17 protein-coding genes are annotated in these 19,816 nt (G+C 56.3%); 6 read left to right on the forward strand and 11 right to left on the reverse strand.

The genetic code is table 11. From position 1 onward, the window contains the following. The first annotated feature begins 3 nt into the window (after positions 1 to 3). Entirely contained in the window at positions 4 to 1,455 is a 1,452-nt protein-coding gene (gene gbpA, locus JY391_RS19500; RefSeq protein ID WP_042289422.1) for an N-acetylglucosamine-binding protein GbpA, read from the forward strand. A 100-nt stretch (positions 1,456 to 1,555) separates the two neighbouring features. On the opposite strand, the gene mgtA is transcribed toward gbpA, so the two are convergent. After that, a complete protein-coding gene (gene mgtA, locus JY391_RS19505) occupies positions 1,556 to 4,264 on the reverse strand; it encodes a magnesium-translocating P-type ATPase (protein WP_200035691.1) in 2,709 nt (902 codons plus the stop codon). A gap of 146 nt (positions 4,265 to 4,410) precedes the next feature. Continuing rightward, complete coding sequence (mgtL, locus tag JY391_RS24005) at positions 4,411 to 4,464, reverse strand: mgtA regulatory leader peptide MgtL (RefSeq protein ID WP_350396681.1); 54 nt, start codon at positions 4,462 to 4,464, stop codon at positions 4,411 to 4,413. A 189-nt stretch (positions 4,465 to 4,653) separates the two neighbouring features. On the opposite strand from mgtL, the gene treR reads away from it, so the two are divergent. The 5 genes from treR to nrdG all read left to right on the forward strand — a co-directional run bounded on the left by treR (position 4,654) and on the right by nrdG (position 12,034). After that, complete coding sequence (gene treR / locus JY391_RS19515; RefSeq protein WP_042289426.1) at positions 4,654 to 5,601, forward strand: trehalose operon repressor TreR; 948 nt, start codon at positions 4,654 to 4,656, stop codon at positions 5,599 to 5,601. A gap of 145 nt (positions 5,602 to 5,746) precedes the next feature. Further along, complete coding sequence (treB, locus tag JY391_RS19520) at positions 5,747 to 7,165, forward strand: PTS trehalose transporter subunit IIBC (protein ID WP_042289756.1); 1,419 nt, start codon at positions 5,747 to 5,749, stop codon at positions 7,163 to 7,165. A gap of 48 nt (positions 7,166 to 7,213) precedes the next feature. Next, positions 7,214 to 8,869 (forward strand): alpha,alpha-phosphotrehalase, encoded by a 1,656-nt coding sequence (treC, locus tag JY391_RS19525; protein WP_211934878.1) that lies wholly within the window; start codon positions 7,214 to 7,216, stop codon positions 8,867 to 8,869. A gap of 403 nt (positions 8,870 to 9,272) precedes the next feature. Then, on the forward strand, positions 9,273 to 11,411 hold the full coding sequence (gene nrdD / locus JY391_RS19530) for an anaerobic ribonucleoside-triphosphate reductase (RefSeq protein WP_211934879.1): 2,139 nt from the start codon (positions 9,273 to 9,275) through the stop codon (positions 11,409 to 11,411). A gap of 158 nt (positions 11,412 to 11,569) precedes the next feature. Beyond that, complete coding sequence (gene nrdG, locus JY391_RS19535; RefSeq protein WP_042289432.1) at positions 11,570 to 12,034, forward strand: anaerobic ribonucleoside-triphosphate reductase-activating protein; 465 nt, start codon at positions 11,570 to 11,572, stop codon at positions 12,032 to 12,034. 48 nt (positions 12,035 to 12,082) lie between these two features. Here the strand turns inward: nrdG and JY391_RS19540 are convergent, their stop codons facing one another. The 9 genes from JY391_RS19540 to JY391_RS19580 all read right to left on the reverse strand — a co-directional run bounded on the left by JY391_RS19540 (position 12,083) and on the right by JY391_RS19580 (position 19,545). Next, on the reverse strand, positions 12,083 to 13,993 hold the full coding sequence (locus JY391_RS19540; RefSeq protein ID WP_199957016.1) for a BglG family transcription antiterminator: 1,911 nt from the start codon (positions 13,991 to 13,993) through the stop codon (positions 12,083 to 12,085). A gap of 18 nt (positions 13,994 to 14,011) precedes the next feature. Continuing rightward, on the reverse strand, positions 14,012 to 14,752 hold the full coding sequence (gene dagF / locus JY391_RS19545) for a 2-dehydro-3-deoxy-phosphogluconate aldolase (RefSeq protein WP_042289437.1): 741 nt from the start codon (positions 14,750 to 14,752) through the stop codon (positions 14,012 to 14,014). Further along, a complete protein-coding gene (locus tag JY391_RS19550) occupies positions 14,749 to 15,867 on the reverse strand; it encodes a DgaE family pyridoxal phosphate-dependent ammonia lyase (protein WP_042289439.1) in 1,119 nt (372 codons plus the stop codon). The genes dagF and JY391_RS19550 overlap by 4 nt, the downstream gene beginning before the upstream one ends. Then, positions 15,851 to 16,984, reverse strand: a complete 1,134-nt coding sequence (locus tag JY391_RS19555; RefSeq protein WP_042289442.1) for an amidohydrolase/deacetylase family metallohydrolase — start codon at positions 16,982 to 16,984, stop codon at positions 15,851 to 15,853. Before JY391_RS19555 ends, JY391_RS19550 begins: the two co-directional genes overlap by 17 nt. Before the next feature lie 92 nt (positions 16,985 to 17,076). After that, positions 17,077 to 17,721, reverse strand: coding sequence for a DUF4310 family protein (locus JY391_RS19560; protein ID WP_042289444.1), 645 nt, complete (start codon positions 17,719 to 17,721; stop codon positions 17,077 to 17,079). Positions 17,722 to 17,732: 11 nt separating this feature from the next. Further along, a complete protein-coding gene (locus JY391_RS19565; RefSeq protein ID WP_042289446.1) occupies positions 17,733 to 18,509 on the reverse strand; it encodes a DUF4311 domain-containing protein in 777 nt (258 codons plus the stop codon). Positions 18,510 to 18,531: 22 nt separating this feature from the next. Then, positions 18,532 to 18,831 carry a DUF4312 family protein gene (locus tag JY391_RS19570; RefSeq protein ID WP_042289449.1) on the reverse strand — a complete coding sequence of 100 codons (300 nt, stop codon included), beginning with the start codon at positions 18,829 to 18,831 and terminating at the stop codon, positions 18,532 to 18,534. 2 nt (positions 18,832 to 18,833) lie between these two features. Next, the gene (locus JY391_RS19575) at positions 18,834 to 19,196 is read right to left on the reverse strand and encodes an SFCGS family glycine-rich protein (protein ID WP_000435389.1); all 363 of its coding nucleotides are present in this window, start codon (positions 19,194 to 19,196) and stop codon (positions 18,834 to 18,836) included. A gap of 10 nt (positions 19,197 to 19,206) precedes the next feature. Continuing rightward, positions 19,207 to 19,545, reverse strand: a complete 339-nt coding sequence (locus JY391_RS19580; RefSeq protein ID WP_060570912.1) for a glycine dehydrogenase — start codon at positions 19,543 to 19,545, stop codon at positions 19,207 to 19,209. Positions 19,546 to 19,816 lie beyond the last annotated feature (271 nt).

Below are 19,816 nucleotides of genomic sequence, written 5' to 3' on the forward strand. Positions count from 1 at the left end.
ATAATGAAACTTTCCAAAATCGCGCTGGCGGTAGCAACATTGACCGTTGCTTCTTCAGCGTTAGCACACGGTTATATTGAATCCCCTGCCAGCCGCGCATATATGTGCAAGCTGGGGCAAAACGTCGATTGTGGTTCCGTTCAATACGAACCGCAGAGCGTAGAAAAAACCTCCGGCTTCCCGACTGGCGCGATGCCGCCAGACGGACAGCTCGCCAGCGCCGGTATTTCTCAGTATTCTCAACTGGATCGCCAGAGCCTGAACGCCTGGACCAAAAGCCCAATGACAGCAGGTCCACACCAGTTTGTATGGCACCATACTGCGCCGCATAAAACCACGAACTGGCGTTATTACATCACCAAACAAAACTGGGATCCAAATAAGCCGCTGACCCGCGATCAATTTGATTTAACGCCGTTCTGTACCATTAATGGAAATGGCCAGGCGCCGGCGGTCACGCAGTCAATGAACTGTAATGTTCCTGAACGTACCGGTTATCAGGTTATTTACGGCGTGTGGGAAATTGCAGATACGACAAATAGCTTCTATCAGGCCATTGACGTGGATTTCGGTAACAGCGGCAACGTGACTCCGGATGAAACCCCGGGCGTGGTTTCCGAATGGAGCAAAACCCTCAGCGGTCAGATTGCCGGTAATAACCTGAACGCAGGCGATAAAGTCATTGCCCGCTTCTTTGACGCCAATGGTGAAGTAACCTCAATGCGCACTGAAATGACCATTGCCTCCGCTGCTCAGGGCGATGCGAACCAGTGGGCCTTCGATATGGCGCAATTGATCAACAGCACCCACAGCGATGTGCGCGTAGGCGTGAAAGACGAAGGGGGTGAGATCGGCCCGGTACATGGCGCGAATAGCGTGTTCGTAAGAGAAGGCAGCGCGCTGCAGTCTGTCGCCATCTCTTATGAAGAGCAAAAAGCGCAAGTGAACGAAACCATCGCCGTTACCGATCTACAGTACAGCAAGATTGCGCACGGCAATGCCACCGTGACTTTCCACGTGAATACGCACGGCGATGTGAATTTTGAAGCCCACGTGATGAATCATCACGGCGCGGAAAAAGGCTACCTGAAGCAGGACATGAACAACGCCAACCAGGACGTCACCATGACCCTGACTGACGTGACTGCTGGTCACCATATGCTGAAATACTATGCGACCAACAAAGACGGCACGCTATTTGCTCAGGACGTGTTGAACCTGATGCTGGAAAGCGACGCGGCGACCGACAACGCCGGTCACCACGACTTTACCTTCCCGGACAGTATCGCGTCTTACAAAGCCGGTACCGTGGTGCTGCAACCGAAAGACGGTAAGACCTACGAATGTAAGCCTTTCCCGTACAGCGGCTACTGCGTCCAGTACGCTCCAGGCGCTAACCAGTTTGAGCCAGGCGTTGGCGCACACTGGAAAGAAGCGTGGGTGCTGAAGCACTAAGCCGACTGCCGGACGGGGTCATGCTCGTCCGGCTTTTTACCGCAGACACCGGAGGGCGGTTTCGCTTTGCCCGACCGGCTCATAAGCGACCCACTGCGCATTACTGCCAACCGTAGCGGCGACTATAGAAGCCTTTCACCAACTGCGTTAACGTCATATAGCCTACCAGAATACCGACCAGCCACGGGAAGTAGCTCAGCGGCAGCGCCTGCAATTGCAGATACCCGGCCAGCGGCGAGAACGGCAGCGCAATGCCCACCATCATCACCACCAGCGTCATCAACAGCAGCGGCCACGCGGCGCGACTCTGAATGAACGGCACGCGGCGGGTACGAATCATATGCACAATCAGCGTTTGCGACAGTAGCCCCACTACAAACCAGCCGGACTGGAACAAGGTTTGCGCCTCCGGCACGTTCGCGTGGAAGACCCACCACATCACGCAGAACGTGATAATGTCGAAGATCGAGCTAATCGGACCAAAGAAGATCATAAAACGCCCCAGATCTGTCGGATTCCAGCGCTGCGGCTTCTGGATCTGCTCATCGTCCACGTTATCAAACGGGATCGCCACCTGCGATACATCGTACAGCAGATTCTGAATCAGCAAGTGCAGCGGCAGCATGGGCAGGAACGGTAAGAAGGCGCTCGCCACCAGCACGCTGAAGACGTTACCGAAGTTGGAGCTGGCGGTCATCTTAATGTACTTCAGCATATTCGAGAAAGTGCGACGACCTTCGATCACCCCTTCTTCCAGCACCATCAGGCTCTTTTCCAGCAGGATAATGTCGGCGGCTTCCCGGGCAATGTCCACGGCGCCATCGACGGAAATACCGATATCCGCCGCACGCAACGCCGGGGCGTCATTAATACCGTCGCCCATAAAGCCCACGACGTGCCCTTCGCGCTTAAGCAGCGTGACAATGCGTTCTTTATGCATCGGCGTCAGACGGGCAAACAGCGTGGTACGCTGCGCCAGCGTCGCCAGCTCGTCGTCGCTCAGGCTTTCGATATCGCTGCCAACAACCACTTCACCCGCGTCCAGTCCGACGTCATGGCACACTTTTGCCGCGACCAACTCGCTGTCGCCGGTCAGAATTTTCACCGTGATACCGCTGGCCTTCAGCGCCTTTAACGCAGGCGCCGTCGTCTCTTTCGGCGGATCGAGGAAGGCGATGTACCCTTCAAGGATCAGATCGGATTCGTCGATACGCTGGTAATCGCCTTCTCGCGCAGGCAGATAGCGGGTAGCCACCGCCACCACGCGCAGCCCCTGACGATTCAGGGTATCGGTGACGCGCTTCACGCGGCGCAGCATGTTGTCATCCAGCGGCACGATTTCTCCGTTATGGCGCACATGTGTGCTGACGTTGAGGATTTCCTGCAGCGCGCCTTTGCACACCAGCTGATGCACCTCCGCATGTTCAGCGACCACCACCGACATGCGGCGACGTTCGAAATCAAACGGGATCTCATCAATTTTCTGCCAGCGGGTCGCAAGTTCGCGCGCGGAGGCTTCATCCACGCCCTCCAGCACGGCGGTATCAAGCAGATTTTTCAACCCCGTCTGATAATGGCTGTTCAGCCATGCCGCGTGCAGAACGCGATCGCTGGGTTTGCCGGAGATGTCAGTGTGGTTTTCCAGAACAATTTTGTCCTGGGTCAGCGTACCGGTTTTGTCGGTGCAAAGAATATCCATCGCGCCAAAGTTCTGAATGGCGTCGAGATGCTTCACAATCACCTTTTGCTTCGACAGTTTCACCGCGCCGCGCGCCAGTGTGGAAGTGACGATCATCGGCAGCATTTCCGGCGTCAGTCCGACGGCCACCGAGAGCGCGAACAGCGCCGCTTCCCACCAGTCGCCTTTGGTATAGCCGTTGATCACCAGCACGATGGGCGCCATCACCAGCATAAAGCGAATCAACAACATACTGACGCGGCTGATGCCTTTCTGAAAGGCGTTCTGTTCGCTTTCCTGTTCGCTGACGCGGCCTGCCAGTTGCCCAAACCAGGTGTTTGCTCCCGTGGCAATCACAAGGGCCTGCGCCGTACCGCTCACGACGTTGGTCCCCATAAAGCACAGGGTATCGCACTCAAGCGGGTTGTTATGCGCCGGCTCGCGGGTGTTAGCCACTTTTTCCACCGGCAGCGACTCGCCGGTTAACGACGCCTGGGCGACAAACAGATCGCGCGCCTGAAGCACCCGCAGATCAGCCGGGATCATGTCGCCCGCCGCCAGTTTTACGATATCGCCAGGCACCAGTTGATCAATAGGGACGTCGATCCAGCCGTTCTCGCCTTTTTCATTGATCACCCGCAACACCGTCGCGGTATTGCTGACCATCGCTTTTAGCGCATCCGCTGCTTTGGTCGAGCGTGCTTCCTGAACGAAATTCAGCAGCGTGGAGATCGCCACCATCAGCGCGATCACTCCCGCCGCAAACAGATCCTCCGTGGCGTAAGAGATGGCCCCCAGAATGGTTAACAAAATATTAAACGGATTGCGGTAGCAGACCCACAGATGTACCCACCACGGCGATGGCTGCTGGGCGGGTAACTGGTTGTCGCCGTGCTTTTCACGCGCCGCATCCACTTCCGTCGGCGTCAACCCTTCCGGGTGGGCGCCGAAAGTTTTCCACAGCGTCGCGTCATCCATGACGGCTACTTTCAGGCAGTGTTCGCTGAGTGATGACGGGATCGGCGTACTGGCAAGCGTCTGCGCGTTCGGTAACGGATCGCGATGCACCAGGCGATCGGGCAAATGGCGGCTGAGCCGGGCAAAAAGCTGGCGAGTGATATTTTTAAACATAGGCAGTCCCTCCGCGCCAAAAACAGAAAGGCGCAGAAAAAGCGTTCAGGCGTGGCAAAGCCTTACCTGACAGGCAATTTATTTTCTTAACAGGGACGTTAACGCGTCACTGTCTTACGTCGCCGGTAAGACAGCGAAAGGCAGGCTTACCGGAAAAAAGTGTTTCTCCATCGCGGGAGAGGGGTGGGATCGGGATCCATAAAGCCTCCGGTAAGTGAATAATTTAAGACGCAGATTATAAGCCGCAGATCATACTCTTTGTGGCTATTATGGCGATATAATAACACCCTGTGATTAAACCAATGATAAACCAGACTTTGCTCATTGCGGTTCAAATGCGTAAAGTTATCCTCTTTACCTCTTCTTGATGCCTGCTATGGGAAAACGGGATGCAAAATCGGCTGACTATCAAAGACATCGCCCGTCTGAGCGGCGTGGGAAAATCCACGGTTTCGCGCGTACTCAATAACGAAAGCGGCGTGAGCGAGCGCACCCGCGAACGCGTGGAAGCGGTAATGAATCAGCACGGTTTCTCCCCCTCCCGCTCTGCGCGCGCCATGCGCGGTCAGAGTGACAAAGTGGTTGCCATTATGGTCACCCGCCTTGACTCGCTGTCCGAAAATCTTGCCGTACAGACCATGCTGCCCGTGTTTTATGAACAGGGCTACGATCCCATTATGATGGAAAGCCAGTTCTCCACAGCGAAAGTAGAAGAACACCTCGGCATGCTGAAGCGCCGCAATATTGACGGCGTCGTGTTATTTGGCTTTACCGGCATTACCGACGCGATGATTGCGCCGTGGCAGGCTTCGCTGGTGCTGCTGGCGCGCGACGCGCAGGGCTTTGCTTCCGTCTGTTATGACGACGAAGGGGCGATCAAAATGTTGATGCAGCGCCTGTACGATCAGGGTCACCGCAACATCAGTTTTCTCGGCGTCCCCCACAGCGACGTCACCACCGGTAAGCGCCGCCATGAGGCGTACCTGGCGTTTTGCAAACAGCGCAAGCTGCATCCCGTCGCCGCGCTGCCGGGTCTGGCAATGAAGCAAGGTTACGATCATGCCGCCAGCGTGATCACGCCAGAAACCACGGCGCTGGTCTGCGCCACTGACACCCTCGCCCTCGGGGCCAGCAAATATTTGCAGGAACAGCGGATCGACGCGCTGCAACTGGCGAGCGTTGGCAATACGCCGTTGATGAAATTCCTCCATCCCGAGATCGTCACCGTCGATCCGGGCTACGCCGAAGCCGGACGCCAGGCGGCTTCCCAACTGATCGATCAGATCACCGGGCGTGGCGAACTGCGCCAGATCGTCATTCCGTCCATGCTTTCCTGATCCGCAACTGACCGCTTTCTGTACGCGAATTTGTGATCTTCGCTGCGTTTCGGGAACGTTCCCATTTTTAAATATTCATCGCGGATATATTCTGTCGCCAGTCCAGCAACACCCATTTTCACAGTCATCGCCATGAGGCTTCATGATGAGTAAAATCAAACAAACGGATATCGACCAGCTTATTGCGCTGGTTGGCGGGCGGGAAAACATCGCGACGGTGAGCCACTGCCTGACACGTCTGCGCTTTGTACTGAATCAACCAGCCATTGCCCGTCCGAAAGAGATCGAACAACTGCCGATGGTCAAAGGCTGCTTTACCAACGCCGGACAATTTCAGGTAGTGATTGGCACCAATGTCGGTGATTACTATAAGGCGCTGCTGGCCACCACCGGCCAGGCCCACGCCGACAAAGAGCAGGCGAAAAAAGCCGCGCGCCAGAATATGAAATGGCATGAGCAGTTGATCTCCCATTTCGCCGAAATCTTCTTCCCGCTACTGCCGGCGCTGATCAGCGGCGGCTTAATCCTTGGCTTTCGCAACGTGATTGGCGATGTGCCGATGAGCAACGGCCAGACGCTGGCGCAGATGTATCCGGCACTGAAAACCGTCTATGACTTTTTATGGCTGATTGGCGAAGCGATTTTCTTCTACCTGCCGGTCGGGATCTGCTGGTCGGCGGTCAAAAAAATGGGCGGCACGCCGATCCTGGGTATTGTGTTGGGCGTCACGCTGGTTTCACCGCAGCTAATGAACGCGTATCTCCTCGGGCAACAATTGCCGGAAGTCTGGGACTTTGGCCTGTTCAGCATCGCTAAAGTTGGTTACCAGGCGCAGGTGATCCCGGCACTGCTGGCGGGTCTGACGCTCGGTTTTATTGAAACGCGCCTGAAGCGCATCGTGCCGGACTACCTGTACCTGGTGATCGTACCGGTTTGTTCGTTAATCCTCGCGGTCTTCCTCGCCCACGCGCTGATCGGTCCGTTTGGTCGGATGATCGGCGACGGCGTCGCGTTCGCGGTGCGCCATCTGATGACCGGTAGCTTCGCCCCCATTGGCGCCGCCCTGTTTGGCTTCCTGTACGCCCCGCTGGTGATCACCGGAGTACACCAGACAACGCTCGCCATCGATATGCAAATGATCCAGAGCATGAACGGCACGCCGGTCTGGCCGCTGATCGCGCTGTCTAACATCGCCCAGGCGTCCGCCGTGGTAGGAATTATTATTTCCAGCCGTAAACATAACGAACGCGAAATCTCCGTGCCCGCCGCCATTTCCGCCTACCTGGGCGTTACGGAACCGGCGATGTACGGCATCAACCTGAAATACCGCTTCCCGATGCTCTGCGCAATGATTGGCTCCGGGCTTGCCGGTCTGCTGTGCGGCCTGAACGGCGTGATGGCAAACGGGATTGGCGTCGGCGGCCTGCCGGGCATTCTCTCGATTCAGCCCACCTACTGGCAGGTGTACGCCGCCGCTATGGCGATCGCGATTGTTATTCCGATGGTGCTGACTTCGTTTGTGTATCAGCGTAAACACCGTCAGGGCACCTTACAGATTGTCTGACTTCATTTGGGGCGCAGTTGCGCCCCCTCGCATAACCAGGAATTTGCTATGACTACCCTTCCCCATTGGTGGCAAAACGGCGTGATCTACCAGATCTATCCAAAGAGTTTTCAGGATACCACCGGAAGCGGCACCGGCGATTTGCGCGGCGTGACCCGACGTCTCGACTACCTGCAAAAGCTGGGCGTAGATGCCCTCTGGCTGACGCCGTTCTATATCTCCCCACAGGTAGATAATGGTTACGACGTTGCCAACTATACCGCCATCGATCCGGCCTATGGCACGCTTGACGATTTCGACGAACTGGTGGCCCAGGCCAAAGCGCGCGGCATCCGTATCATCCTCGATATGGTGTTTAACCATACTTCCACCCAGCACCCGTGGTTTAACGCCGCACAGGACAAAAACAGTCCGTATCGCGAATTTTATCTCTGGCGCGACGGCTCGCCTGACGCGCCTCCGAATAACTGGCGCTCCAAATTTGGCGGCAACGCCTGGCGCTGGCACGCGCAAAGTGAACAGTATTACCTGCACCTGTTCGCGCCGGAACAGGCGGACCTGAACTGGGAGAACCCGGCGGTGCGCGCTGAACTGAAAAAGGTGTGCGAGTTCTGGGCGGATCGCGGCGTAGACGGCCTGCGTCTGGACGTCGTTAACCTGATCTCTAAAGACCCGCGCTTTCCTGACGACCTGGACGGAGACGGTCGACGTTTCTACACCGACGGTCCGCGCGCCCATGAATTTCTGCATGAGATGAACCGCGACGTGTTCACCCCGCGCGGTCTGATGACCGTCGGCGAGATGTCCTCCACCACCCTGGAACATTGCCAGCGCTACGCGTCACTCAGCGGCAGCGAACTGTCGATGACCTTTAACTTTCATCATCTGAAGGTGGATTATCCCGGCGGCGAAAAATGGACGCTGGCGAAGCCGGACATGGTGGCGCTAAAAGCCCTGTTCCGCCACTGGCAGCAGGGAATGCACAACGTGGCATGGAACGCGCTGTTCTGGTGTAACCACGATCAGCCGCGCATCGTTTCGCGTTTTGGCGATGAAGGCGAATACCGCGTTCCGGCGGCGAAAATGCTCGCGATGGTACTGCACGGTATGCAGGGCACGCCGTACATTTACCAGGGCGAGGAGATCGGCATGACCAATCCGCACTTCTCGCAGATCACCGACTACCGCGATGTGGAAAGTCACAATATGTTTGCAGCGCTGCGCGCGCAAGGGCGCGAAGCGGATGAGTTATTGGCGATCCTGGCGAGTAAATCCCGCGACAACAGCCGCACGCCGATGCAGTGGGACGATAGCCTAAATGCCGGGTTTACCACCGGCGAACCGTGGATTGCGCCCTGCGATAATTACGCCGACATCAACGTGGCGGCGGCAGTGGGCGATCCGAATTCTGTGTTCTACACCTACCAGCGGCTGATCGCGCTGCGTAAAGCAGAGCCAGTATTGACCTGGGGCGACTATCAGGATCTGCTGCCCGACAGCCCGCATCTCTGGTGCTATCGTCGTGAATGGCAGGGCCAGACGCTGTTGGCGATCGCTAACCTGAGCGGTGAATGCCAGCCCTGGCAGCCAGAACGCTGGCACGGTAAGTGGCAATGCCTGATGCATAACTACGAGGAAGTCTCGCCGCAGCCGACAACCATGACGCTACGCCCGTTTGAAGCAGTCTGGTGGTTGCGGAAGTAAATCCATACCTCTGTCCTGCCCGGCGAAAGGATTCCCGGGCTGAATGTGCCTCCCGCCTTACCTTCCTGTTTTCGTTGAATAATTAATCAGATTTTTCTCGCAATAATTTACAAACCGCGTAGTGCCCGTCATCTGTACGCTCTGGTTTTTACTTTGCGCTACATCAAGAAAAGTTCAAACACTTTTGATGCAAATCACTACATATAGAATTTAAAATGCACGCCGACCCAATATGTTGTATTAATCGACTACAATTGCTACAACGACAAAACACCGCCTGAGGGCAAAATTGTGGATAACATGGGTCTGGATTGCGGGAAGTCATTGGATAAAGAGATGAATAAGCCCAACACGGCTTCCCCAGCCTCTGTGGATAACCTGTTCTTATAAATATGGAGTGATCATGACACCGCATGTGATGAAACGAGATGGCTGTAAAGTGCCGTTTAAATCAGAGCGCATCAAAGAAGCCATTCTGCGTGCAGCTAAAGCAGCGGGAGTCGATGACGCAGATTACTGCGCCACCGTCGCAGAAGTCGTTAGCAGCCAGATGAATGGACGTAGCCAGGTCGATATCAATGAGATCCAGACTGCGGTTGAAAACCAACTGATGTCCGGTCCGTATAAGCAGCTGGCGCGCGCCTACATTGAGTATCGCCACGATCGCGATATCCAGCGCGAGAAGCGCGGCCGCCTGAACCAGGAAATTCGCGGCCTGGTGGAGCAAACCAACTCCGCGCTGCTTAACGAAAACGCCAACAAAGACAGCAAAGTGATCCCGACCCAGCGCGATCTGCTGGCCGGTATCGTGGCGAAACACTACGCCCGTCAGCACCTGCTGCCGCGAGATGTCGTACAGGCGCACGAGCGGGGTGATATCCACTACCACGATCTGGACTACTCGCCGTTCTTCCCGATGTTCAACTGTATGCTGATCGACCTGAAAGGCATGCTGACTCAGGGCTTCAAAATGGGGAACGCGGAGATCGAACCGCCGAAGTCCATCTCCACCGCCACGGCGGTGACCGCGCAAATTATCGCTCAGGTCGCCAGCCATATTTACGGCGGCACGACCATTAACCGTATTGATGAAGTGCTGGCGCCGTTTGTCACCGCCAGCTTCAATAAGCACCGTAAAACTGCCGATGAGTGGCAGATTCCGGATGCCGACGGCTACGCGCATTCGCGTACCGAAAAAGAGTGCTACGACGCATTCCAGTCTCTGGAATACGAAGTAAACACGCTGCACACCGCTAACGGTCAGACGCCGTTCGTGACCTTTGGCTTTGGGCTGGGCACCAGTTGGGAGTCGCGACTGATTCAGCAGTCGATTCTGCGCAACCGCATCGCGGGTCTCGGCAAAAACCGCAAGACTGCCGTGTTCCCGAAACTGGTGTTTGCCATTCGCGACGGCCTGAACCACAAGTTTGGCGATCCGAACTACGACATTAAGCAGCTGGCGCTGGAGTGCGCGAGTAAGCGCATGTACCCGGATATCCTGAATTACGATCAGGTCGTGAAAGTGACCGGTTCGTTCAAAACGCCGATGGGCTGCCGCAGCTTCCTCGGCGTCTGGGAAAACGAGAACGGCGAACAGGTACACGATGGGCGCAACAACCTGGGCGTAATCAGCCTGAACCTGCCGCGCATCGCGCTGGAAGCGAAAGGCGACGAAGCGACGTTCTGGAAACTGCTGGATGACCGTCTGGTGCTGGCGCGTAAAGCGCTGATGACCCGTATCGCCCGTCTGGAAGGCGTGAAAGCGCGCGTGGCGCCCATTCTGTATATGGAAGGTGCCTGTGGTGTGCGTCTGAAAGCCGACGACGATGTCGCAGAGATCTTCAAAAATGGTCGCGCGTCGATTTCGCTGGGGTATATCGGTATTCATGAAACCATCAACGCCCTGTTCGGCAGCGAGCACATGTACGACAACGACACACTGCGCGCCAAAGGCATCGCGATTGTCGAACGTCTGCGCCAGGCGGTTGATCAGTGGAAAGACGAAACCGGCTACGGCTTTAGCCTGTACAGCACGCCGAGTGAAAACCTCTGCGACCGCTTCTGCCGTCTGGATACCGCCGAGTTTGGCGTGGTGCCGGGCGTAACCGATAAAGGCTATTACACCAACAGCTTCCACCTCGACGTGGAGAAGAAGGTGAACCCGTACGACAAGATCGACTTCGAAGCGCCTTACCCGCCGCTGGCGAGCGGTGGCTTCATTTGCTATGGCGAGTATCCGAACATTCAGCACAACCTGAAAGCGCTGGAAGACGTGTGGGATTACAGCTATCAGCACGTGCCGTACTACGGTACCAACACGCCTATCGACGAGTGCTATGAATGCGGCTTTACCGGTGAGTTCGAGTGTACCAGCAAAGGCTTTACCTGCCCGAAATGCGGTAACCACGACGCCGCCCGCGTCTCCGTCACCCGCCGCGTCTGCGGTTACTTGGGCAGTCCGGACGCACGTCCGTTTAACGCCGGTAAGCAGGAAGAAGTGAAGCGCCGCGTTAAGCATTTAGGTAACGGGCAGCTCGGTTAAGCAGGCAGTATTATTGCCCGGCAGAGCGACGCTTTTCGCAAAGCAACTGGCGCCAGGACAAGGCGGAAAGTCAGTGAATCCCGGGGAGCTTACAGTCGTAAGTGACCCGGGTGAGCGAGCGCGGCCAACGCAGTAATGGCGTCAATTGAGAAGTGAAGATGAATTATCACCAGTACTACCCTGTCGACATCGTCAACGGCCCCGGTACCCGTTGCACATTGTTTGTTTCAGGTTGTGTGCACGAGTGCCCCGGCTGCTACAACAAAAGCACCTGGCGGCTGAATTCCGGTAAACCGTTTACCAAAGAGATGGAAGACCAGATCGTTAACGATCTGAACGACACGCGTATTCACCGTCAGGGAATTTCGCTTTCCGGCGGCGATCCGCTGCATCCTCAAAACGTACCGGATATCCTGAAACTGGTGCAGCGCATTCGTGCTGAATGTCCGGGAAAAGATATCTGGGTGTGGACCGGCTACAAGCTCGATGAGCTCAACGCCGCGCAAATGCAGGTAGTGGATCTGATTAACGTGCTGGTTGATGGCAAATTTGTGCAGGATCTGAAAGACCCGGCGCTTATCTGGCGCGGCAGCAGCAATCAGGTTGTGCATCACCTGCGTTAACAGGCTTGTTTATTTGCGCAACATACTGAAACAGCGGACAAACACCTCTCAAAAACGGCTCACGCACTCCATCGCCACCGCTTTAAAGTCGGCGAAATTCTGGCAGGCGCACAGGCGCGTCATGGCGCGCTCGCGCAGGAAGGTCACGAAAATATCGTAGATCGCCATCGCTTCTTCGTATTCACTTTTGCTGATGGCGAGTAAAAAGATGACGTGCGCGGTTTCATCTCCCCAGGCAATACCCTGCGGCGCCAGCACCGTATAGACCACCGTTTTTTTCGCCAGCAATCCGAGGGCGTGGGGCAGCGCGATGCTGTCGCCGAGCATAGTACTGACAATGGCTTCACGCTCGACCACCGAATCAAGAAATTCGGCATCGACAAAGCCTTCACGGTGTAACTGATCGCACAGCGTTTTAAACAGCGTCTGCCTTTCCATCTCACCGTCAATAATGCGGAAATGGGCGGCGTCGAAGTATTTGTTCAACATCCACGGACGGGTACGGTCGACCAACACCAGCTTGCCGATCTGCTCCAGTTGATAGTCGGTGGGAAACGGCGCAATCTGAACGACCGGTTTGTCTTTTTCACCGACCCGCGCGGTGGCAATCACAAAATCCTCGGCGATGCTTTCGCGCTGCTCGTAGTCGCGCAGCGTCAGCGTACGGACAATTTCAATCTGCGGATATTTGCGCGCCAGTACCGCTTCAATCATCCGCACCATCGCGTTACCCGCATCGCAGACCAGCAGAACCTTCGGCTGCCGCTGGTAACCAATGTTGTAACTACGTTCAAGCCCTACGCCAATATGCAGCACCAAAAAACCGATCTCATTTTCGCTGATGCTATAGGGTGTGTATTTCCCCCAACTGGAGACGGCCGCCAACGTCATGTCCCACGCCATTGGATAATGCTGTTTGATGTTTTCCAGCAGCGGATTCGGCAGCATGATCTGGTAGCGCACCCGGGTGATCATCGTTTTGATATGGGTCAGCAGATCCGCATGTAATTGCTTGTCATTCAACAAGTTGTAGTTGTACTGGCTATTGATAAAACGCAGGATGTAATTCACCAGCGCTTCTTCGTCGTCGGCGTTGATCGCGCTCGGCGCAATCTCCTGCACCTGGCGGGCGGCAATATGCACCTTTAGCCAGTTTTCTTCCGACACCGAAAGCGGGTGATTCGCCAGATGCTGGATCACACCGGCAATCTCACGCGCCGCCAGGCAGACATTTTCTTCCACTTCTTCGGTGGCAAATTCCGACAGCGGATAGCCTTCGCTGATGCGGCGCACCGCCACCGCACAGTAAAGGCGTAAAAACAGCTCGCCTTCGTCGGTCAGGCGAATGTGAAAACGGTTAAAAATATCCTCAAGGACAGGCTGCAACTGCGACGGCACGCCTGCGTACAGCGCCTCTTCCATCACCAGCGGATTCGCCGGATCCTGCTGTACCAGCGTCCATAACAGATCGGTCAGACAGGCGCGGATCGCCATCTCGCTGCCAAACAGCTTCATGCCATGACGCGGGCGGGTTTCCAGCGTCAAATGGTAACGCTGCAGCCATTCGCGCACGTCCGCCATGTCGTTTTGCAAGGTCGCCCGACTGACAAACCATTCATCAGCTAAATCTTCCAGCTTGATGGAAAAGGCGGAAGTCAGAAAGCGCACCATCAGATGATACACGCGTTCCTGGCTGGTGCGCGGAATGCGTAGCGCGCTGGGCTGCTGCGCCTGTAAGGTCTGAAAACTGGCCGGGTCATCGATCCTGAGCTGATAACCGTTTCCCCGGCTGAGGATAAACTGCGCGCCGTGCTGGGTCAGCAGAGCGTTAAGCGCCGTGATATCGGCACGAACAGTACGCGTGGAGACCGACAACCGCTGCGCCAGCTCATCCTGCGGCAGCGTCTCGTTTTGCAACATCGCAAACAGTTGCGCTAAACGTTGGTTGGGGAATCGCACGTCACTCTCCTCGTTTTTTTAGCCTAAGCACGTCCGGGTGAGCGCCAGCAGCTGGCGCACATCGTCCGGACGGGTATTACCGCTCACCTTATCAATAATTGAACTATAAATGTGAGGAATGATTTTGCTCACACCCGCGTCCAGCGCAATCTGCAAAATCTCGGCATAGTTATCGAGATCTATACCGCCCGTCGGCTCCAGCCAGAAGTCATAACGCGCACAGGCTTCCGCTACCGCTTTAAATTCATCGCGGCATTTCAGGCCGCCCATCGGGAAGTATTTGATGGAACTGCCGCCCATATCCTTGAGCAGGGCAATGGCCGTTTCGACCGGAACTATGCCGTCAGCGGCGCGGCTGCTTAGCGGCCCGGTAGAAATCTTCACCTTTCCCGGCGTGCCGGTAGGCGACACCAGTCCATTCACCACCGTTTCGCCCTGCCCCAGCAGCGCCCGGCTGGTCCCCACGCCGGTGAAAACCTGATTGACATGCTGCGGCTGCACCTGACGCGAGATCTCACTCACCATCGCCGACTGGTTCGGGTCGCCCGCGCCAAGCCCTACCGACAGCGCGTTATCGATCAGTTGGGCATATTCGCGCATATCAGCCACGGCGCTGTCGACATCCGGGTAATGTTTAGAGAGCACGCCGACCAGCACATGTCCTTCCGCCGCCGCGTAGATCTCACGGGCGTTATCCTTCGAGCCTGCCAACACGTTCAGGCAAACGCGATCGCGGTAAAAATTAGGGGTCAGTTTCATGCTGTTTTCTCCTGGTTAATCACCTCGCCAATACGGCGCGCCACAATCTCCAGTTGCGCGCGGTCTACGCTGCGCACATCTGCTTCAATAATCCCTTCGTTGGCTTTGTACCCGCGGAAATAAATGGCGTATTCGCCCTGTTTGAGCGCCTCTACCAGTTCGCCGGTCGCGATGCCGGTCACCGCTTCATCGAATTTAATCTCAGCGCGCGCAATGTCGCGTCCGGCGCTGTCCCACACCACGCGGGCGCTTACGCCGTTCAGGGTGTTCAGCGTGTCGATAAACGGCGTCATTTTTTCCACCATTTCCGCCCCGCTCTCTTTTTGCGCGTTCAGGTAAAGCTCAATGGCGCAGGTCAGGCCGAGGATGCCCTCTTTACCGACCTTCATCGCCCGACCAATGCCCGCCGTCTGACGTTTCACCCATTCCACATACTGGGTTTTGCCTATCACCAGACCGCTGGTCGGACCCTCAATGGCCTTCGCGCCGCTATAGATCACCAGAGAAGCGCCGGCGCGGTAGTAGCACTGCAAATCTTCTTCCGCTGCGGCATCGACGATCAGCGGCAGATTGTGTTTGCGCGCCACCACCACCGCCTGCTCGACGCTGAGCATACTTTTCTGTACGCAGTGGTGAGACTTGATATAGAGGATGGCCGCAGTACGCGGCGTAATCGCCGCCGCCAGTTGGGCTGCGGAGCATTCGTTGGCGTAGCCAGCCTCCACCAGCTTACCGCCGCCGAGCGCCACCATTGTGCCGACCGGCGCGCCGAAATTGACGTTATGGCCTTTCGGCAGCACGATTTCGTTCTTTTCTATGGGCGTAACGTGGAGGTTTTCCAGCAACCAGTCGCTGTCCTGCACCAGAACAGCAGCCACCGACTGGGCAATGCCCGCTGACGCGCAGGAGACCACCGTCGCGCCTTCCACCTCCAGCAGTTTCGCAATGTACTCGCCGGTTTTATTCACCAGATCCTTCATTTCAAAGTACTGATTCATCCCGGCCATCGCCGCGTCTACAACTTCCGGGCGCGGCGTGGAAACGCCCAGCGCCGTCATGCGACCCGAAGTATTAATGACTTGTTTTAGATTGTATTTCTCAAAAATTGAAGGCATGTTCCGCGCTCCCTTGTTCGGTCATATAGCCCTTGCCCGCGCGAATCGCGGCAAGCGGCACTAACAGCATGTCAGCCTGTAAGCTGTCGTTTTCAGCATCCACCAGCACGGTGGGCTGGCGCTGAAGCGTAAAGAGGGTGAGATCGGCGTCCAGGCCCGGCAGGAGGCGACCTTTATTTTTCAGACGCAGCCCTTCGGCGGCGTTAACGGTCACACAGTCGATGACCTGCGGCAGCGACATGCCGATAGCAAGAAATTTCGACATCACGTTGGCAAGTGAATGCACCGGACCGCTGATGCGGTTGCGGCAATAAATGTCCGAACTGATGGTGTGCGGCAGAATGCCTAAGCTAATGGCGCGCTTCGCCACCGCAAAGCTCAGGCTGGCGGTACCGTGACCGACATCAAGCCGCACGCCGCGCTGAATCGCCCGGGTGACCGAGGCGCGCAACGCCCCTTCCGGCGTCAGAATGCGGTTAGGTTTGCCGTTGTAGCAATGGGTGATAATGTCGCCGGCACTCAGTAGCCCGGCAATGTCATCCAGATTCGGCGGGTTATTGCCGATATGCACCATCAGCGGCAGTTCGCCGTTCTCTTTCTGAATGGCTTTTGCGCGCGCCAGCGGGGTGATGCCGTTTTCACCGACCACACTGCTGCTCATGCGCGCTTTCAGGCCGACGATAAAGTCCGGGTGACGCTTCACCGCCTGCTTTACCGCGTCGGCGTCAATATTCGCCATGTTCGCCAGTTCATTTTGCGCAATCAGTCCGACGCGGGAGATATTAAGCAGCGCATACACCTCCGTCGCCGCGTCGCGGGTAAGGGTGTAGAAATCATCAATATCGTCAGCACCGGTACTGCCTGCATCCACGACGGTGGTCACGCCGGTTGCAATGCCGACGCTGTCTGGCTCGTCATAATAAATGGGGGATTTCGGATAGCAGTGAACGTGAGAGTCAATCCACCCGGCGCTGGCGTAGCATTCGCCGCGTAAGTCGACGGTTTTCACCGCCGGATCGTTTATCTCGCCCAGCGCGGCAATTTTGCCGTCCTTTATCGCGATATCGCATACCGTGTCGTCGACCAGACGTGCACGGCGCAGGAGTAAATCAAACATGTCACTCTCCTGTTTGCGCGGGCGATTCTACGCCCGCCGGGATGATTTGCCGGATAGCGGCGTCACTGCCTTATCCGGCCTGGAGGCGGTCATCAGCTGATCGCGATCGGGAAGATGGAGCCTAAAATCATGGCGCCGAGGATCGCGCCGCCGGTGATCGGTTTTTGCCAGATATAAAACAACAGCGCGCCCAGCAGCGACCCCACGCCAATCGGAATAGAGGCGGTCATCGCGCTCAGAATAATCAACGGTCCCAGGAAACGACCAGAGGCGTTACCGGCTCCCATCATGACGTCCGCCCCGTAGGTCGAATCGCTCTGGTTGATGGTGAATTTACGCGCCAGAATGATGACGTAACCAATCGCCAGGCCAATCGCCAGACCGGTAACCAGAGAGGCGATAAAGTTCTCGACCGGGAAAATAATGCCAGCGCCGAGCAGCAGCGCCGGAACGCCCAGGCCAACGCCAGTCTGAATGGCCCCGCCGATATCCAGAATCCCCACCAGCGAACCTTCAATAATGCGGGCGAACAGGAAGCTGGCGCCAAACGCCGCAACCGCGCCGTAGGAGCCGGTATCCATCCCCGCCTTCAGCATCGCCACAAAAGCCACTTCGTTAAACGCGCCGATACCGTACAGGTAGTACATGTGCGTCCCGGCAAACACGCCGGAAGAGAGCAGGCCAACGAAGATCGGAAACGACCAGTCGGCAAACCAAAAACCTTTATTCTGTTCCATTGTGGCCTCCGTTATTTGCCGCTAAGCGAGTTGTGGATCAGTTCGAGCCAGTTCGGCACGGTCATGTGGAAGGATTCGATCAGCTTCATATCGAAGCCGCGGAAGAAGCCGCTCAGGACAAACAGCAGCACAATGGCGGCCATCATGACTTTGGTGACGTGGTTCCAGCCGCTCTCTTCGACGCCCTTGCCGATCAGAATACCAAGCACCAGCCCCGGAACGGCGTTCCCCATAATCAGCTGCGCCGCGCCGCCGAAAACGGTCGCCCAGAAACCGGATTTCTTACCGGCGTCGATCGCCGCCAACCAGAAGATCACCGGCATCACGGTGTTGACCAGCAGGTTTGCCGCAGGCACCAGCACTTTCACAGCGGTGACCTGCAAGGCTTCCGGCACCGAGGAGGCGGTAAGGTTCAGGAAGGTCACCACGATCATGCCGATGATGCCGCAGGCAATCGCCATCTTTTTCGGATCGTGCAGCGTTTCACCCACGTTGCGGTTTTTGAGCATCAGCGCCGCCGCGCCCCAGTTCGGTATGATGCGGTGATCGACGTCCTGAGTGAACGCCCCCGCCGCCACGGAGGACGCCCAGGCGTTGAAGAAGAAGCCCAGGCCGAAGGAGAAGTGAGAAGCCGGATCCCCTTCGCAGGAGTTCAGTTCCCCCAACGTACGAAATGCGCCCATCCCCTGTGTGGTAGGCGCATGAAACATGCGTGCAGCCCCGGCACCCACACCTACGCCGACCAGGCCGCCGATGATGAGCGATTTTATTAAAATTATCAGGAACATAGTTATGCCTTTTTAACAAGAATCAGCGTTGCGAGACAAAATCCACCTTGTCCAGATTGATGGCTGTCACGTTGACGGTCACGTCCAGCTCCACGCTGTACGTCCGCCTTTCACGGCGCAAAAAGAAGAACAGAAACGCTTCTTTTCGTACCGATTCACGCGCCTGAACAACCTGCACATCCTGTGGCTCAATACGCAGTAAAATATGCGGCGATGCCTTCATGACCGCAGCCTGAACGTGGTTCAGGGCATCGGCAAAGGCGCGCGCTTTGGCTTCGCCTTTCCCGGAGACTCTCACCGTGGTGGTGAATTGTTCTTTCATACTCAGGCGCCGTACTTTTTCTGCCAGGCCTGCACCAGACGTTCGCCAAGCTCTTCTTTATCCATAAAGCCGAAACCCAGCACGTTGCAGCCTTCGTTAATCGCCGTTACGCCTTCATCCACTGAGCGCATCCCGTATTTGGCTTTATAGCCATGTTTGTTTTGCGCGGTGATCGCACCTGCGCCGCCGCTGCCGCAGAAAGAGATGCCGAAGGTGGCATTTTCCGCTTTCATAACGTCCCCCAGCTTCATATCCGCCGCCACGCCCGGCACCACTACCGCACGGCCGCCCGCTTTCTCGACGCCTGCCGCCACTTTCTGGCCTTTTCCCAGACGATCGCCAATCACAACGGTAATTTGTTCCATTATTTGCTCCTTAAAGATTGTCTTTCGCGACTTCGAAGTGGACCGACAGCAGCCAGGCTTCTTCCTCGGGAAGATTGCCAAACGCCGCCACCACGTCGCGGGCAAGCGCCATTGATTCGGCGGATATTTCATCAAATAAACTGGCTTCCACTTCCGGCAAAGGCTCACCGGTCACTGACCGGTGCGCCATGGCGCGAACATGAGACGTCAGCATTTGTTCCTGTACGGCGTTGGGAATGATGTGATGTTCACGCAGTAATGCGTACACCTGCGCCAGCATGCGATCGGCCAGTGCCGCCGTCTGCGCCACCTGTTCCCCCATGTCGTTCATTACTGCTCCGTTATTCACTCGTCTTACCCCGTTAATGGCTCTGGGTTAAAACTAACGGCGGAGGTAAAAAGTTTGTAGCGAGTTGTTTTCCACTTCGAAGTGGAAAGGTGAGTGGCGATAGTGATCTGTTCCACAGAAAAGGCGGTTTTGCTGATTTATCGCTGGAAAAGTGTGATTTGTATCGAGAAATGAAGCGGAAACGAAAGGAGGAAAACGAACAATGCTATTGATGGAATAAGTTGAGAAGTGTGATGGGTATTACGTTTACTTATGGGTGCGAAGCAATGCC

Source organism: Citrobacter sedlakii, assembly GCF_018128425.1.
GTDB classification, from domain to species: domain Bacteria; phylum Pseudomonadota; class Gammaproteobacteria; order Enterobacterales; family Enterobacteriaceae; genus Citrobacter_A; species Citrobacter_A sedlakii.

What these genes read in the sequence shown, in the direction of transcription:
- JY391_RS19565 (WP_042289446.1), bottom strand. Translation starts at nt 18,509, where the DNA reads ATGTTCCTGATAATTTTAATAAAATCGCTCATCATCGGCGGCCTGGTC.
- JY391_RS19575 (WP_000435389.1), bottom strand. Translation starts at nt 19,196, where the DNA reads ATGGAACAAATTACCGTTGTGATTGGCGATCGTCTGGGAAAAGGCCAG.
- treC (WP_211934878.1), top strand. Translation starts at nt 7,214, where the DNA reads ATGACTACCCTTCCCCATTGGTGGCAAAACGGCGTGATCTACCAGATC.
- treB (WP_042289756.1), top strand. Translation starts at nt 5,747, where the DNA reads ATGAGTAAAATCAAACAAACGGATATCGACCAGCTTATTGCGCTGGTT.
- nrdD (WP_211934879.1), top strand. Translation starts at nt 9,273, where the DNA reads ATGACACCGCATGTGATGAAACGAGATGGCTGTAAAGTGCCGTTTAAA.
- gbpA (WP_042289422.1), top strand. Translation starts at nt 4, where the DNA reads ATGAAACTTTCCAAAATCGCGCTGGCGGTAGCAACATTGACCGTTGCT.
- JY391_RS19560 (WP_042289444.1), bottom strand. Translation starts at nt 17,721, where the DNA reads ATGGAACAGAATAAAGGTTTTTGGTTTGCCGACTGGTCGTTTCCGATC.
- JY391_RS19555 (WP_042289442.1), bottom strand. Translation starts at nt 16,984, where the DNA reads ATGTTTGATTTACTCCTGCGCCGTGCACGTCTGGTCGACGACACGGTA.
- nrdG (WP_042289432.1), top strand. Translation starts at nt 11,570, where the DNA reads ATGAATTATCACCAGTACTACCCTGTCGACATCGTCAACGGCCCCGGT.
- JY391_RS19570 (WP_042289449.1), bottom strand. Translation starts at nt 18,831, where the DNA reads ATGAAAGAACAATTCACCACCACGGTGAGAGTCTCCGGGAAAGGCGAA.
- JY391_RS19550 (WP_042289439.1), bottom strand. Translation starts at nt 15,867, where the DNA reads ATGCCTTCAATTTTTGAGAAATACAATCTAAAACAAGTCATTAATACT.
- dagF (WP_042289437.1), bottom strand. Translation starts at nt 14,752, where the DNA reads ATGAAACTGACCCCTAATTTTTACCGCGATCGCGTTTGCCTGAACGTG.
- mgtA (WP_200035691.1), bottom strand. Translation starts at nt 4,264, where the DNA reads ATGTTTAAAAATATCACTCGCCAGCTTTTTGCCCGGCTCAGCCGCCAT.
- treR (WP_042289426.1), top strand. Translation starts at nt 4,654, where the DNA reads ATGCAAAATCGGCTGACTATCAAAGACATCGCCCGTCTGAGCGGCGTG.